Below are 14,076 nucleotides of genomic sequence, written 5' to 3'. Positions count from 1 at the left end.
GTGCTCAGGTCGGCCGGCGGCTCGGCGCCGCCGGCCGCCACCCGGGCGCCCTGCGCGATCCCGCCGCGGATGTAGCCGAGCACCCGCTCGCGCTGGCGGGCGCTGACCAGCGGGCCCATCCGGGTCCCGGGCTCGGCCGGGTCGCCGGGCGCGTACTTGGCGGCGGCCTTCGCGGCGATCGCCACCGCCTCCTCGTACTGGTCCTCGTGCACCAGCAGCCGGGTCCAGGCGGCGCAGGTCTGGCCGGAGTTGACGAAGACGTTGGCGGCGTTGACGTTCACGGCGCGGGCCAGGTCGGCCCCGGGGAGCACCACGTTGGCGGACTTGCCGCCCAGCTCCAGGGCGACCCTCCTGATCCCGCGGCCGGCGCTCTCGGCGATCGCGCGGCCCACGGCGGTGGAGCCGGTGAAGGAGACCAGGTCGACCCCGGGGTGCTCGGCCAGCGCCGCGCCGGCCTCCGCGCCCAGGCCGGTGACCAGGTTGAAGACGCCGGCCGGGAAGCCGGCCCCGGCCACCAGTTCGGCGAACAGCCGGGCCACCAGCGGGGTGTCCTCGGCGGGCTTGAGCACCACGGTGCAGCCGGCGGCGAGCGCCGGGACCACCTTGGCGACGATCTGGTGCAGCGGGTAGTTCCACGGAGTGATCGCGGCGACCACGCCGACCGGCTCGTGCAGGACGGTGGAGTTGCCGATCCGCTCGGAGAACGCGTAGCCGGCCAGCAGGTCCACGTAGGAGGAGGCGACGGCCAGCGGCAGGCCGGCCTGCACGGCGGTGGCGAAGCCGATCGGGCTGCCCTGCTCGGCCAGCACGGTCTCGGCGATCCGCTGCTGCTGCTCGGCCAGCGCGTCGCGCAGCCGGGTGAGCGGGGCCAGCCGCTCCTCCCGGCCGGTCAGCCCCCAGGCCCGGGCGGCGGCGCGGGCGGCGGCCACCGCCGCGTCCACGTCGGCGGCGGTGCCGGCCGGCACGGTCGCGATGACCTGCTCGGTCGCCGGGTTCACCACCTCCAGCACGCCGCCGCCGAGGCTGGGCTGCCAGCGGCCGCCGATGTACTGGTCCGCATGCTGCTGCACGGTGGGTCCTCTCCTCGCGCGTGCTACCGGGGCGTTAACTACCACTGCTAGTTAACGCCCCGGTCCCCGCCCGACGCAAGGACGCCGCCAGATTACTGGGGGGTGACGTAGGCCCCGCTGATGCCGCCGTCGACCAGGAAGGTGTTGGCGGTCATGAAGGAGGAGTCGTCACTGGCCAGGAAGGCGACCGCGGCCGCGATCTCCTCCGGCTCGGCGAACCGGCCGAGCGGGATGTGCACCAGGCGGCGGGCGGCGCGCTCCGGGTCCTTGGCGAACAGCTCCTGCAGCAGCGGGGTGTTCACCGGCCCCGGGCAGAGCGCGTTGACCCGGATCCCCTCCCGGGCGAACTGCACGCCCAGCTCGCGCGACATCGCCAGCACCCCGCCCTTGGAGGCGCTGTAGGAGATCTGCGAGGTGGCCGCGCCCATCACCGCGACGAACGACGCGGTGTTGATGATCGAGCCCTTGCCCTGCGCCTGCATGTGCGGGATCGCGTACTTGCAGCACAGGTAGACGCTGGTCAGGTTGACCTCCTGGACCCGCTTCCAGGCGTCCAGGCCGGTGGTCAGGATCGAGTCGTCGTCCGGCGGCGAGATGCCCGCGTTGTTGAACGCGATGTCCAGCCGGCCGTAGGTGTCCACAGCGGTCCGGAACATCGCCTTCACGGCCTCCTCGTCGGTCACGTCGCAGGCCACGAACAGGCCGCCGACCTCCTCGGCGACGGCCTTGCCGGCCGTCTCGTCCACGTCGACGCAGACGACCTTGGCGCCCTCGGCGGCGAACCGCCGGGCGGTGGCCAGGCCGATCCCGCTGCCGGCACCGGTGATGACGGCCACGCGGCCGTCGAGGCGGTTGGTGGTCATAGTGCTCAATCCTCCGTGGCGATGAAGACGTTCTTGGTTTCGGTGAAGGCCTGCAGCGCGTCCGGGCCCAGCTCGCGGCCGAGGCCGGACTGCTTGAAGCCGCCGAACGGCGTGGTGTAGCGGACCGAGGAGTGCGAGTTGACCGACAGGTTGCCGGCCTCCACCCCGCGCGCCACCCGCAGCGCGCGGCCCACGTCCCTGGTCCAGATCGAGCCGGAGAGCCCGTACTCGGTCGCGTTGGCGATCCGCACCGCCTCGGCCTCGTCGGCGAACGGCAGCACGGCGACCACCGGACCGAAGACCTCCTCGGTGAAGACCCGGGACGCCGGGTCCACCGGGGTCACCACGGTGGGCGGGAACCAGAAGCCCTTCCCGTCGGGCACCGTGCCGCGCAGGTGGACCGAGGCGCCGTCCAGGTAGGAGCTCACCCGGGCGTGGTGGGCCGCCGAGATCAGCGGGCCCATCTCGGTGGCCTCCTCGCGCGGGTCGCCCACCCTGACCCCGAGCACGGCCGGCTCCAGCAGGGCGAGGAACTCCTCGTAGACGCTCTGCTGGACCAGGATCCGCGACCGGGCGCAGCAGTCCTGCCCGGCGTTGTCGAAGACGGCGTACGGCGCGGTGGCGGCCGCCTTGGCCAGGTCGGCGTCGGCGAAGACGATGTTGGCGCTCTTGCCGCCGAGCTCCAGGGTGACCGGCTTGACCTGCTCGGCGCAGCCGGCCGCGATCTCCTTGCCGACCCGGGTGGAGCCGGTGAAGACCACCTTGCGCACGTCCGGGTGGGTCACCAGCCGGCGCCCGACCACGTCGCCGCGCCCGGGCAGCACCTGCAGCACGCCCTCCGGGAGCCCGGCCCGCAGCGCCAGTTCGGCCAGCCGCAGCGCGGTCAGCGGGGTCAGCTCGGCGGGCTTGAGCACCACCGTGTTGCCGGCCGCCAGCGCCGGCGCCAGGCCCCAGGCGGCGATCGGCAGCGGGAAGTTCCACGGCACGATGATCCCCACCACGCCGAGCGGCTCCTGGAAGGTGACGTCGATGCCGCCGGCCACCGGGATCTGCCGGCCGAACAGCCGCTCCGGCGCGGCCGCGTAGTACTCGATCACGTCGCGCGCGTTGCCCGCCTCCCAGCGGGCGTTGCCGATGGTGTGGCCGGCGTTGGCCACCTCCAGCTGGGCCAGCTGCTCGCGCTCGGCGTCCACCGCGGCGGCGAACGCGCGCAGCAGCCGGGCCCGGTCGGCCGGGGCGACCCGGCGCCAGCCCTCGAAGGCCGCCTTGGCCCGGGCGACGGCGGCGTCGGTCTCGGCGAGGCCGGCCAGCGCCACCGTCTCGATCACTTCCTCGGTGGCCGGGTTGACCACCTCGAACAGCTCGGCTTCTGTGCTGGTCACGCTGGGCTCTCCTCAAGGGCGCGGACGAAGGCGTCGAACAGGCGCGGGTCGGCGGGATCGGCCTCCGGGTGCCACTGCACGCCGACCGCGAAGCGGGCACCGGACAGCTCGACCGCCTCCACCGTGCCGTCCTCGCTCCAGGCCACGGCGCGCAGGCCGGTGCCGAGCGCGTCGGCGGCCTGGTGGTGGTAGCAGAGCACCTCGGCGCCGGTGCCGAGGACGCCCGCCAGGACGCTCTGCTCGGCCACCCGGACGGTGCGGCGGCGGAAGACCGCCGGGGCCTCCTGGTGGCTGTCGTCCCCGGTGCGCTCGGGCAGGTGCTGGACCAGGGTGCCGCCGAGCGCGACGTTGAGGATCTGCAGGCCGCGGCAGACGCCGAGCAGCGGCAGGTCGAGGTCGAGCGCGGCCCGGGTCAGGGCCAGCTCCCACTCGTCGCGCCCGACCCGGGGCGGGCCGGTGCGCGGGTGCGGGGCACGGCCGTAGCGGCTCGGCTCCACGTCGGGGCCGCCGGCCAGCACCAGGCCGTCCAACCGGGCCAGCAGCTGCTTCGGCTCGCCGACCGGCTGCGGCGGCAGCAGCACCGGCACCGCACCCGCGGCGGTGATCGCGTCCACGTACAACTGCGGCACCAGGGCGGCCGGCTGGTCCCACACGCCCCAGGCGGCCTGCTCCAGGTAGCTGGTGATCCCCACCAGCGGACGGCCCGTCACAGCCGCTCGAATCCGCGGCGCCGCTCCCAGTCGGTCACCGCCGCGTCGAATGCGGTCAGTTCGACCCGGCCGGCGTGGCCGTAGTGGTGCACGACCTCCTTGCCGAAGGCGGCCGCGGCGATCCCGCTGGCCTCGAACAGGGCCACCGCGTCGCGCAGCGTGGCGGGCACCCGCGGGGAGTCGCCGGCGTAGGCGTTGCCGGTGAACTCCGGCTCCAGCTCCAGGCCCTGCTCGATCCCGTGCAGGCCGGCGGCGATCAGCGCGGCCACCGCCAGGTACGGGTTGACGTCACCGCCGGGGACCCGGTTCTCGAACCGCAGCGAGGAGCCGTGGCCGACCACCCGCAGCGCGCAGGTCCGGTTGTCCCGGCCCCAGGCGATCGCGGTCGGCGCGAAGCTGCCCGGCACGTACCGCTTGTACGAGTTGATCGTGGGCGCCAGCAGCAGCGCGAACTCGTTCAGGCAGGCCAGCTGGCCGGCCAGGAAGTGCTCCATGGTGCGGGAGAAGCCGTGCTGCCCGTCGCCGGCGAGCACCGGCGTGCCGTCGGCGGCGCGCAGGCTCAGGTGGATGTGGCAGGAGTTGCCCTCGCGCTCGTTGTACTTCGCCATGAAGGTCAGGCTGACCCCGTCCTGCGCGGCGATCTCCTTGGCGCCGGTCTTGTAGACCACGTGGTCGTCGCAGGTGACCAGCGCCTCGGCGTACTTGAAGGCGATCTCGTGCTGGCCCAGGTTGCACTCGCCCTTGGCCGACTCCACGGTCAGGCCGGCGCCGGCCATCTCGTTGCGCAGCCGGCGCAGCAGCGGCTCGATCCGGGCGGTGCCCAGGATCGAGTAGTCCACGTTGTACTGGTTGACCGGGGTGAGCCCGCGGTAGTCCTTGTCCCAGGCCTGCTCGTAGCTGTCCTTGAAGACGATGAACTCCAACTCGGTGCCCACGTAGGCGTGCCAGCCGTGCGCGGCGAGGCGGTCCAGCTGGCGGCGCAGGATCTGCCGGGGCGAGACGGCGACCGGGGTGCCGTCGTGCTGGGCCAGGTCGCACTGCACCATCGCGGTGCCGGGGTGCCAGGGGACCAGGCGCAGGGTGTCCAGGTCGGGCACCATCACCAGGTCGCCGTAGCCGCTCTCCCAGGAGGAGATCCGGTACCCCTCGACCGTGTTCATCTCCACGTCCACGGCCAGCAGGTAGCCGCAGCCCTCGGCGGCGTGCTCGACCACGTCGGTCAGGAAGTACTCGGCCGCCAGCCGCTTCCCCTGCAACCTGCCCTGCATGTCGGTGACCGCCAGCACCACGGTGTCGATGGTGCCTTCGGCGACCTGCGCACGGAGCTGATCTAGCGTCAGCCTGGCGCTGCTCATCGGTTCGTCTCCTTGCGGTCGGCGATGGGGTGGTGACGGTCAGCATCCTGCTGGACGCGCGGTCCGGTGAACCAGCGCCGCGCGGAGACCAGCCACCAGATTCCGGCGAAGCCGAGCACCACGGTGATGGCCACCGAGGTGTAGTTGAAGTTGCCCAAGGTGATCGGGCTGGTCGTGGGCAGCATGAAGAGCACCGTGATCAGCGCGGTCCAGCCGACCGCGACGATGCCGATCGGCCGGCTCCACCGGCCCAGGTGCCACGGACCGCGCTCGAACCGGTCGCCCTGGCGCAGGCGCAGGTACACCGGGATCACGTAGGAGAGGTAGAGGCCGATCACCGAGACCGAGGTGACCGCGGCGAAGGCGGTGGAGTTCCACAGGGCCGGCAGGCCGAACAGGAACGCGCCCACGGTGCCCAGCCAGATCGCGTTGGTCGGGGTCTGGGTGCGGGGGTCGATCCGGTGCCACAGCCGGGAGCCGGGCAGCGCACCGTCCCGCGAGAAGGCGTAGATCATCCGCGAGTTGGCGGTGACCGAGGCCATGCCGCAGAAGAACTGGGCACCGATCACGATCAGCAGCAGCGCCTCGGCCCCGCTGCTGCCGAGCGCGTCCAGGAAGATCTGGGCCGGCGGCACGTTGGTGGCGCTGCCCAACTCCCCGCTGTAGTCCTGGATCGCGAAGGTCAGCCCGAGCAGCAGCAGCCAGCCGGCCACCAGCGAGACGACGATCGAGTTGACGATCCCGCGCGGGCCGGACCGGGCCGCCCCCTGGGTCTCCTCGGTCATGTGCGCCGAGGCGTCGTACCCGGTCAGGGTGTACTGGGCGAGCAGCAGGCCGAGCAGCGCGACGTAGAACGAGCTGTGGAAGCCGGTGGTGTTGACGAACCTGCCGAAGACGAAGCCGGCCGAGGCGTGGTGGTGCGGGACCACGGCCAGCGCGCCGACGATCACCAGCACGCCGACCAGGTGCCACCAGACGCTGACCGCGTTGAACAGCGCCACCAGCCGCACCCCGAAGCTGTTCAGCAGCCCGTGCAGCAGCAGGATCACCGCGAAGATCTCCACCGTGTGGGGAGCGGTGGCCGCGAAGCCCCAGCGCAGGTCCAGCAGCGCGTTGGTGAAGGTGGCCGCGCCGTAGTCGACGCTGGCGGTGACGGCCACCTGGCCGAGGAAGTTGCACCAGCCGGTGACCCAGGAGGCCGCGGGCGCGTTGTGCCGGGCCAGCTTGGCGGCCCAGAAGTACAGGCCGCCGGCGGTCGGGTAGGCGGAGCAGATCTCGGCCATCGCCAGCCCCACGCAGAGCGTCATCAGACCGACCAGCGGCCAGCCCCAGGTGATCAGCGCGGGGCCGCCGGTGGCCATGCCGAAGCCGTAGAGGGTCAGGCAGCCGGAGAGGATGGAGACGATCGAGAAGGAGACGGCGAAGTTGGCGAAGCCGGACAGCGAGCGGGCCAGTTCCTGGGTGTAGCCGAGCTCCTGCAGGCGTTGTTCGTCGGCCGAAACAGACGCGGGCGCTGTCGGCAACAGACCGGGGTCAAGCTGGTCGGCGGGAGGGTGGTCGGACGTCATGCGGCACTCCTGGGGTTCGGTGGGGGATTCCGAAACCTGCGCCCACGGCATTGTGGTGCTCAATGGTCTGCTAACAGGCCATTGAACGCACCGCGCATGTTTCCGCCCCGCCCACCACCACGTCAAGACCCTGCCGCGAGCCGAACCTCGGTACGATTCCGCCCGTGGACCCGGCAGACGGCGTGGACTGGCAGGGCGGAGTGGACTGGCAGGGCGGCGCGATCTTCCGCCCCGTCCGGACCGGCAACGCCTTCGAGGAGACCGTGCAGCGGATCCTGGAGGCGGTCAAGCTCGGCGTCTTCGGCTACGGGGACCGGCTGCCGCCCGAGCGCGCACTGGCGGCCCGGCTCGGGGTAAGCCGGGAGACGCTGCGCGAGGCCCTGCACTCGCTGCAGGCGGCCGACTGCGTGGAGTCCCGCCGCGGCCGCTACGGCGGCACCTTCGTCACGTACCGCCAGCCCGCCCCCGACCTCGGCGAACTCCGGCGCGCGGTACAGGACATGGGCGCGGAGCTGGAGGACGCGCTGACCTACCGGCTGGTCCTGGAGACCGGCGCCGCCGAGCAGGCCGCGCGCCGCCCGCTGACCGAGGAGCAGCGCGAGCGGTTCACCCGGCACCTCACCGAGCTGGAGCAGGCCCCGCCCGCGGAGTACCGCCGGCTGGACTCCCGGTTCCACCTGGCGGTCGCCGAACTGACCGGCTCGCCGTCCCTGGCCGCCGGCGTGGCCGAGAGCCGGATGCGGCTCAACGACCTGCTCAACGCCATCCCGGTGCTCCCCCGCAACATCGACCACGCGGCCGTGCAGCACCGGGCGATGGCCGAGGCGATCCTGTCCGGCGACGTCCCGGCCGCCCGCCGCGCCACCGAGGAGCACCTGGAGGGCACCGCCGCGCTGCTGCGCGGCTTCCTCGGCTAGACCACCGGCCGCCGGTCCGGCCCCGGTCCGTCAGCGCTGCCCCTGCACCGCCGGCGCGGTGCTCACCGTCCCGTCGTCCGAGGAGTTCGCACTGCCGCCCACCGAGCCGCCGACGTCCGCGGCCAGGCCCAGCAGCAGGTAGGCCACCAGCAGCCCCTTGCCCGCACCGCTGAGCACCAGCGGCCGGGTCGCGGACTGCCGCTGCTCCGTGCCGCGCTCCTCGCCGAACAGGCCCTTGGGGTAGGCCGGGGTGAGCATCAGCGCGTAGGCGGTGAACCGCATCCGGAACCGCACCACGGCCGCCGTCGCCTCGAAGGCGGGGCGCGGCAGCCGGGCCGTGATCACCGTCCAGAGCCAGAGGAAGACGGCCAGCACCGCCCACCCGGCGCTCGCCAGGCCGCTGATCACCGCGGCCGGGAACATCAGCAGCAGCCGGAAGAGGACCGCGGCACGGTTCAGCGGCTCCTGCCGCAGCTCGATCCGCACCGGCCAGTCCCGCGGCTGGCGCAGCGAGAACGGCGGGTACCGGTCCGCCAACAGGGTCAGACTGACCATCACCCGGGTGTCGTAGCCGACGAATCCGGTCAGGTAGCGCGCGATGCCCGCCGGCAGCCGCCCCAGGAAGAGCGCCGCGAACCAGCCCGCCACCGCCGCGAAGAAGGCACCGATCCCGAGCACCCAGAGCACCACGAAGTGCGGGACCAGGATCAGCCAGCGCAGCAGCACGGTGAGCCGGCGCTGGCGCCCGTGCGCCGGCACGTCCAGCACGGGGAGGAACTCCGGCGGACCCGGCGGCTCCGGCATGCTCCAACCGCCCGCGCCGCCCGGACCCGCTGTCTGCGCCATCGCGCCGCTCCTCGCCGTTCGGGCGACCCACGCGCCCGTCTCCGCTCTGCGGCCACGCTGACAGCGCCACCGACCGGCCGCATCCCTGATGGTCCGTCCGGGCCACGGCACCCGGGGGGCTAATTGGAGTCTGAAATACCTATTGATAGAGTCGGAGCGTGCGCCTGACCAAGGGAACCGACATCGCCCTGCGCATCGCCATGCGACTGGCGGTGCTGCAGGACCAGACCCCGACCACCCGCGAGGTGGCCGCCGCGGTCCAGGTCCCGTACACGCACGCCGCCAAGGTGGTCAGCCGGCTCCAGCACCTCGGGGTGGTGGAGGCCCGGCGCGGCCACGGCGGCGGGCTCGCGCTGACCCGGGCCGGTCTGACCGGCTCGCTCGGCCAGCTGGTCAGGGACCTGGAGGGAGTGGGCGACCCGGTCGGCTGCGAGGACGACCCGCCCTGTCCGCTGCGCGCGGCCTGCCGGCTGCGCGGGGCACTGCGCACGGCCCAGGAGGCGTTCTACGCCGCCCTGGACCCGCTCTCCGTCGAGGACCTGGTGGCCGCCCCGACCGGCCCGGTCCTGCTCGGCCTGAGCACCCGCCCGGACTGAGCCGAACCCGCCCGGCCCCCGGGTACCTCCTCGCGCCCTGTAATACGAATCTCAGTTACCACTTCTTCGGGAGCCCCCATGCTGTCCGACACCGCCAGCAGCACCGTCCGCGCCACCCTCCCGGTGGTGGGCGCGCACCTCGGCGAGATCACCACCGCCTTCTACCGCCGCCTGTTCGCCGCCCACCCGGAGCTGCTGAGCGACCTGTTCAACCGCGGCAACCAGGCCAACGGCAGCCAGCAGCAGGCCCTGGCCGGCTCGATCGCCGGGTTCGCCACCGCGCTGCTGGCCCACCCCGACCGGCGCCCGGACGCGATGCTGGCGCGGATCGCGCACAAGCACACCGCGCTGGGCGTGCTCCCCGAGCAGTACCCCGTGGTCCACGAGCACCTGTTCGCCGCGATCGTCGAGGTGCTCGGCGAGGCGGTCACCCCGGAGGTCGCGGCCGCCTGGGACGAGGTGTACTGGCTGATGGCCAACGCGCTGATCGCCCTGGAGGCCGACCGCTACCGGCAGGCCGGCGTGGCGCCGGGCGACGTCTGGCGCGCGTACCGGGTGACCGGCCGGCGGCAGGAGACCGCCGACGTGGTGACCTTCCTGGTGCAGCCGGCCGACGGCGCCGGGCTGCCCGCCCAGCGGCCCGGCCAGTACGTCTCGGTCCAGGTCGAGCTCCCGGACGGCGCGCACCAGATCCGCCAGTACAGCCTCTCCGGCCGGGCCGACGACGCGCTCTGCTTCACCGTCAAGCGCGACGGAGAGGTCTCCGGCTTCCTGCACGACCACGCCACCGAAGGCACCGTGCTGCGGGTCGGCCTGCCGGCCGGCGACGTCGTGCTGGACGAGGCGGGCGAGCAGCCGGTGGTGCTGGTCTCGGCCGGGATCGGCTGCACGCCGATGATCGGGATGCTGGACCACCTGGCGGCGACCGGCGCGACCCGCCGGGTGATCGCGGTGCACGCCGACCGCTCCCCCGGGGCGCACGCGTTCCGGTCCGACCTGGCGCAGCTCACCGCCAAGCTCGCCGACGCCGAGGCCCACGTCTGGTACGAGCAGCCGGCCGACGCCGCCTGGCCGGCCGAGCGCACCGGCCTGATCGACCTGAGCACGCTGGACCTGCCCGCCGACGCCACCGCCTACCTCTGCGGCCCGCTCCCCTTCCTGCGCGCCGCCCGCACCCAGCTCCTGGCGGCCGGCCTGTCCCCGGCCGCCGTCCACTACGAGGTGTTCGGCCCGGACCTGTGGGTGGGCCAGGACTGACGGCACCCGGCCCGGGTCGGCGCGGCGCGCCGGCCCGGGCCGCGCTACTCCTCCTCGGCCACCCGGTACTCCGCGGCCAGCCAGCGCAGTTGGGCCACCCGGTCGCGGTGGAACTCCTCCTCGGCCTCGTCACCCGCGGCCTGGGCCCGGGCCCAGTGGGCGCGGGCCTCGGCGAGTTGGGCCCGCAGTTCCTGGGCGAACGACTCGCTCATCTCCACACCTTCAGCTGTTCGATTGCCGGGCCCCATCATCGCCACCCCGCCGAGCAGCACCAAATCCGCGCCGCGCCGCGGCTACTCCTCGGGGTCGCCGTCGCGGAACCCCACCCGGGCGTGCGACCCGTCGCACAGCGGCTTGTTGCGCGAGGCGCCGCACCGGCACAGGGCCACCCGGTTGCGCACCTCCAGCTCGCGGCCGTCGGTCAGCCGCACCGGCACCCGCCCGGTGAGCCAGAGCGGGCCGTCGGCGACCGCCGCCACCTCCACCGGCAGGTCCGGCTCGTTGTCCGGCGCGTCGGCGGCCAGTCGGTAGGTCAGCCGGCCGGACGGGCAGCGCTCCACCATCCCCATCGCCACCTCGCGCACCACCGAGTCCGCGGTCCGGGCCGTCATGTCCCAGACGTTCGCCGCGTGGTTCTCGCAGAACCCCGCGCCGACGCACAGCCGCGGGTAGTCCCGCACCTCGATCCCGGTGCCGCCCAGGCTGACCGCGTGCTCGTCGTACGGGCCGGCCGGCTCGGCGGCCTCGGTGCCGTCGAAGCCGGTCCGCCGGTGCGAGTCGTCGCAGTAGGGCTTGCTGGCGGACCGCCCGCACCGGCACAGCCGCACCGCCCCGTCCGCCCGCTCCGGGGCCGGCGGCAGCTCGCGCGGCGAGGCCCAGACCAGCGCCTCCCCCGCGGCCGAGCGGACCACCGCCTTGCGGGTGATCCGCACCGGCCCGCTCACCAGGTACGGCCCGTCCGCCGTCACCGCCACGCCCGGCTCCCGCTCACTGGTCACACCGAGCAGGCTAGGACGTGCGGCGGCCGCGACCTGCGGCGACGCGCCCGCGGCGGTCGGCTCAGCCCAGCCGGCGGCGGACCCAGACCACGGTGACGACGGCCAGGGCGGCGGCCAGGCCCAGGCAGAGTGCGGTCTCGACGGTCTGCAGCGGCCAGTAGTCCGCAGCCCGGTGCAGATCGGTGTACTCCGCCGCGTTCGCGTACTTGGCGTCGCACTGGGCCTGGTCCAGGGCGCCCCCGCACCCGTCGTAGGGCAGCCGGGTGCCGTCGGGCAGCACGAAGCCCTGCGCGAAGCCCCAGATGCTGTTGGGCAGTTCGGAGCGGGACACGAGGACCGTCTGCGAGCTCCACAGGTACGGCCGCAGCCAGGCCAGCCCGGTCTGCAGCAGGCCGACCAGCACCGCCGCGGCCGCCATGGCGGGCAGCGTGCGCCGCAGCACCGCCCCGGCCAGCGCCCCCACCGCCAGCGCCAGCAGCGCGGTGGCCACCAGGTCGGGGCCGCCGGTGCCGAAGAAGGTCCAGCTGTACCAGCTGATCCCGGAGACGTCGTTGGCCGACGGCTGCCACGCCCAGCGGAGCAGCAGCGCCAGCACCGCCGAGGCCGACCCGACCACCAGCCCGGCCGCCGCCAGCTTGGCCAGCACCCAGCGCCGCCGGGTGACTGACTGGGTCAGCACCAGCTTCCAGGTGCCGTGCTCCCACTCCTGGGCCAGCAGCGGCGCACCGACCCCCGCCCCCACCGCGACCGGGAGCAGCAACAGCAGTAGGCCGGCCAGCTTGAGCAGGTGCCCGTAGCTGTTGCGGAAGTCCATCACCGCCTGCTGGATCCCCGGTTCCTGACAGGCGGGGTCCAGGCTGATCATGGCGCAGCCGGCGATCCCGTGCGAACGGATGAAGTCCACCTCGCGCCCGTGCAGCCACACCGCCGCCACCGCGGCCACCAGCACCAGGGCCAGCAGGCCCCACGCCACCGCCCGCAGCTGACGCCACATCAGCCAGCCGAGCCCGCGCGGCGCGAACGGACGCCGCACCGGCGCCTCCAGTACGGCGGTCATCCGCCCACCTCCACCAGTTCCTCGACCCGGGCGTCCGCGGTCAGCAGCGCGGGCGCGTCCGGCGCCCGCAGGTGCCCGAGGACCAACTCCTCCAGACTCGGTGCCGACGCCTCCCAGGGCGGCGGCACCGCACCACCGGTGCGCACCAGGGCCGTCAGCTGCCGCCCCGCGGCGCGCTGTTCCACCACCAGGTGCCCGGCCGGCGGACCGGCCGGGTCGGCCGGACCGACCAGCACCCGGTGCGCGGCCAGCAACTCCTCGATGTCCCCGGCGAGCCGGACCCGGCCGCCGGCCAGCAGCACCAGGAAGTCGCAGGCCTCGGCCAGTTCGGCGATGACGTGCGAGGACATCAGCACCGTGGTGCCGTGCTCGGCCGCCTCCGCCATCAGCAGGCCCATCAGTTCGTGCCGGGCCAGCGGGTCCAGCTCCGCCATCGGCTCGTCCAGCAGCAGCAGACCGGGCCGCTTGCCGAGCGCCAGCGCGAGCGCCACCCGGGTGCGCTGGCCGCCGGAGAGCGACCCGATCCGGGCGCTCTCCGGGAACCCGCCGCGGGCCAGCACCTGCTCGGCCGCGGCCCGGTCCCAGCCGGGGTTCAGCTCCTGGCCCAGCCGCAGCGCCTCGGCCACGGTGAAGCCCGGGTACAGCGGCCGCTCCTGGGCCACGTAGGCCACCGACTGTCCCGCCGGCCGCACCAGCGTGCCCGCACCGGGCGTCAACAGCCCCGCCGCCAGGGCCAGCAGCGTGGACTTGCCCGCGCCGTTCGGACCGACCAGGGCGCAGATCCGCCCCGCCGGCAGTGCGAACGTGCAGTCGCGCAGCGCCCAGCCGCGCCGGTACCGCTTGCCCAGCCGGGTCACGGCGAGCGCGGTCCGCGGTTCACTCATCGTCGTCCTTTCCGGTGTCGCCGTTCCCGGCGAACTCCTGCTCCACCACCGAGGCCACCAGCGCCGCCACGTCCTCGCGACCGAGCCCGGCCTTGCGGGCCCGGGCGGCCCACCCGGCCAGCTCGGCCCGCAGGGGCGAGTCGGCCGCGCCCTCCTCCCGGGCCAGCGAGCGCAGCACGAAGGTGCCGAGCCCGGGTCGCGGGGCCACCAGGCCCTCGCGTTCCAGCTCGCGGTAGGCCTTGAGCACGGTGTTCGGGTTGATCGCGGTCGCCGCGACCACCTCACGGGCGGTCGGCAACTTGTCCCCCGGCAGCAGCAGACCGAGCCGCAGGGCGTGCTTGGTCTGCTGAACGATCTGCAGGTAGGTCGCCACCCCGCTGTGCCGGTCGATGCGGTAGTCCATCCTGCATCACCATTCCACTAAGGCATTAGTGGAATGGTGATGCAGGGCGGCCCCGGACGTCAAGCCGAGGCGGGACCGGCCGTCGGGCGGAGGAGGAGGGGAGGAGTGCCGCGGTGGACCGGGTCCGGGGGGACCAACGGAACGGCGGACCGGTCGGGCACCCCCGACCC

15 protein-coding genes are annotated in these 14,076 nt (G+C 73.9%); 3 read left to right on the top strand and 12 right to left on the bottom strand.

Annotated features, from left to right (window positions below):
- From ACFW1A_RS29110 to ACFW1A_RS29085, 6 genes are all read right to left on the bottom strand, one after another.
- A partial coding sequence (locus ACFW1A_RS29110) for an aldehyde dehydrogenase family protein (RefSeq protein WP_380413808.1) occupies positions 1 to 1,070 on the bottom strand: 1,070 nt, incomplete at its 3' end.
- 92 nt (positions 1,071 to 1,162) lie between these two features.
- Positions 1,163 to 1,933 (bottom strand): 3-oxoacyl-ACP reductase, encoded by a 771-nt coding sequence (locus ACFW1A_RS29105; RefSeq protein ID WP_380413806.1) that lies wholly within the window; start codon positions 1,931 to 1,933, stop codon positions 1,163 to 1,165.
- A 5-nt stretch (positions 1,934 to 1,938) separates the two neighbouring features.
- Entirely contained in the window at positions 1,939 to 3,315 is a 1,377-nt protein-coding gene (locus ACFW1A_RS29100) for an aldehyde dehydrogenase family protein (protein WP_380413804.1), read from the bottom strand.
- Positions 3,312 to 4,025 carry a gamma-glutamyl-gamma-aminobutyrate hydrolase family protein gene (locus ACFW1A_RS29095; RefSeq protein ID WP_380413802.1) on the bottom strand — a complete coding sequence of 238 codons (714 nt, stop codon included), beginning with the start codon at positions 4,023 to 4,025 and terminating at the stop codon, positions 3,312 to 3,314. The genes ACFW1A_RS29100 and ACFW1A_RS29095 overlap by 4 nt, the downstream gene beginning before the upstream one ends.
- Positions 4,022 to 5,380: a glutamine synthetase family protein gene (locus ACFW1A_RS29090; protein WP_380413800.1), complete on the bottom strand. Its 1,359-nt coding sequence runs from the start codon at positions 5,378 to 5,380 to the stop codon at positions 4,022 to 4,024. Before ACFW1A_RS29090 ends, ACFW1A_RS29095 begins: the two co-directional genes overlap by 4 nt.
- Positions 5,377 to 6,948: an amino acid permease gene (locus ACFW1A_RS29085; protein ID WP_380413797.1), complete on the bottom strand. Its 1,572-nt coding sequence runs from the start codon at positions 6,946 to 6,948 to the stop codon at positions 5,377 to 5,379. The genes ACFW1A_RS29090 and ACFW1A_RS29085 overlap by 4 nt, the downstream gene beginning before the upstream one ends.
- Before the next feature lie 164 nt (positions 6,949 to 7,112).
- Between ACFW1A_RS29085 and ACFW1A_RS29080 the strand changes: the two genes are divergently transcribed.
- Positions 7,113 to 7,865, top strand: a complete 753-nt coding sequence (locus ACFW1A_RS29080; RefSeq protein WP_380413795.1) for a FadR/GntR family transcriptional regulator — start codon at positions 7,113 to 7,115, stop codon at positions 7,863 to 7,865.
- A 30-nt stretch (positions 7,866 to 7,895) separates the two neighbouring features.
- Here ACFW1A_RS29080 and ACFW1A_RS29075 read toward each other — a convergent pair whose 3' ends face one another.
- Positions 7,896 to 8,669 carry a DUF4389 domain-containing protein gene (locus ACFW1A_RS29075; protein ID WP_380413810.1) on the bottom strand — a complete coding sequence of 258 codons (774 nt, stop codon included), beginning with the start codon at positions 8,667 to 8,669 and terminating at the stop codon, positions 7,896 to 7,898.
- 200 nt (positions 8,670 to 8,869) lie between these two features.
- Here ACFW1A_RS29075 and ACFW1A_RS29070 point away from each other — a divergent pair, with 200 nt between their 5' ends.
- Together ACFW1A_RS29070 and ACFW1A_RS29065 are read left to right on the top strand one after the other, a co-directional pair.
- On the top strand, positions 8,870 to 9,307 hold the full coding sequence (locus tag ACFW1A_RS29070; protein ID WP_380413793.1) for an RrF2 family transcriptional regulator: 438 nt from the start codon (positions 8,870 to 8,872) through the stop codon (positions 9,305 to 9,307).
- 78 nt (positions 9,308 to 9,385) lie between these two features.
- Positions 9,386 to 10,564, top strand: coding sequence for a globin domain-containing protein (locus ACFW1A_RS29065; protein ID WP_380413791.1), 1,179 nt, complete (start codon positions 9,386 to 9,388; stop codon positions 10,562 to 10,564).
- Positions 10,565 to 10,608: 44 nt separating this feature from the next.
- On the opposite strand, the gene ACFW1A_RS29060 is transcribed toward ACFW1A_RS29065, so the two are convergent.
- From ACFW1A_RS29060 to ACFW1A_RS29040, 5 genes are all read right to left on the bottom strand, one after another.
- Positions 10,609 to 10,776, bottom strand: a complete 168-nt coding sequence (locus ACFW1A_RS29060; protein ID WP_380413789.1) for a hypothetical protein — start codon at positions 10,774 to 10,776, stop codon at positions 10,609 to 10,611.
- Between the two features lie 81 nt (positions 10,777 to 10,857).
- Positions 10,858 to 11,562, bottom strand: a complete 705-nt coding sequence (locus tag ACFW1A_RS29055; protein WP_380413787.1) for a CDGSH iron-sulfur domain-containing protein — start codon at positions 11,560 to 11,562, stop codon at positions 10,858 to 10,860.
- 61 nt (positions 11,563 to 11,623) lie between these two features.
- Positions 11,624 to 12,619, bottom strand: a complete 996-nt coding sequence (locus ACFW1A_RS29050) for an ABC transporter permease subunit (protein ID WP_380413785.1) — start codon at positions 12,617 to 12,619, stop codon at positions 11,624 to 11,626.
- A complete protein-coding gene (locus ACFW1A_RS29045; protein ID WP_380413783.1) occupies positions 12,616 to 13,503 on the bottom strand; it encodes an ATP-binding cassette domain-containing protein in 888 nt (295 codons plus the stop codon). Before ACFW1A_RS29045 ends, ACFW1A_RS29050 begins: the two co-directional genes overlap by 4 nt.
- Positions 13,496 to 13,906: a GntR family transcriptional regulator gene (locus ACFW1A_RS29040; RefSeq protein WP_380413781.1), complete on the bottom strand. Its 411-nt coding sequence runs from the start codon at positions 13,904 to 13,906 to the stop codon at positions 13,496 to 13,498. Before ACFW1A_RS29040 ends, ACFW1A_RS29045 begins: the two co-directional genes overlap by 8 nt.
- Positions 13,907 to 14,076 lie beyond the last annotated feature (170 nt).

This window comes from Kitasatospora sp. NPDC058965 (assembly GCF_042741245.1).
Lineage (GTDB): Bacteria > Actinomycetota > Actinomycetes > Streptomycetales > Streptomycetaceae > Kitasatospora.
Note: the sequence above shows the minus strand (reverse complement) of the source record. Positions and strands in the feature narration are given on the sequence as shown.

Coding starts and splice junctions, on each gene's coding strand:
- ACFW1A_RS29105 (WP_380413806.1), bottom strand. CDS start 1,933: ATGACCACCAACCGCCTCGACGGCCGCGTGGCCGTCATCACCGGTGCC.
- ACFW1A_RS29090 (WP_380413800.1), bottom strand. CDS start 5,380: ATGAGCAGCGCCAGGCTGACGCTAGATCAGCTCCGTGCGCAGGTCGCC.
- ACFW1A_RS29085 (WP_380413797.1), bottom strand. CDS start 6,948: ATGACGTCCGACCACCCTCCCGCCGACCAGCTTGACCCCGGTCTGTTG.
- ACFW1A_RS29075 (WP_380413810.1), bottom strand. CDS start 8,669: ATGCCGGAGCCGCCGGGTCCGCCGGAGTTCCTCCCCGTGCTGGACGTG.
- ACFW1A_RS29065 (WP_380413791.1), top strand. CDS start 9,386: ATGCTGTCCGACACCGCCAGCAGCACCGTCCGCGCCACCCTCCCGGTG.
- ACFW1A_RS29060 (WP_380413789.1), bottom strand. CDS start 10,776: ATGAGCGAGTCGTTCGCCCAGGAACTGCGGGCCCAACTCGCCGAGGCC.
- ACFW1A_RS29050 (WP_380413785.1), bottom strand. CDS start 12,619: ATGACCGCCGTACTGGAGGCGCCGGTGCGGCGTCCGTTCGCGCCGCGC.
- ACFW1A_RS29045 (WP_380413783.1), bottom strand. CDS start 13,503: ATGAGTGAACCGCGGACCGCGCTCGCCGTGACCCGGCTGGGCAAGCGG.
- ACFW1A_RS29040 (WP_380413781.1), bottom strand. CDS start 13,906: ATGGACTACCGCATCGACCGGCACAGCGGGGTGGCGACCTACCTGCAG.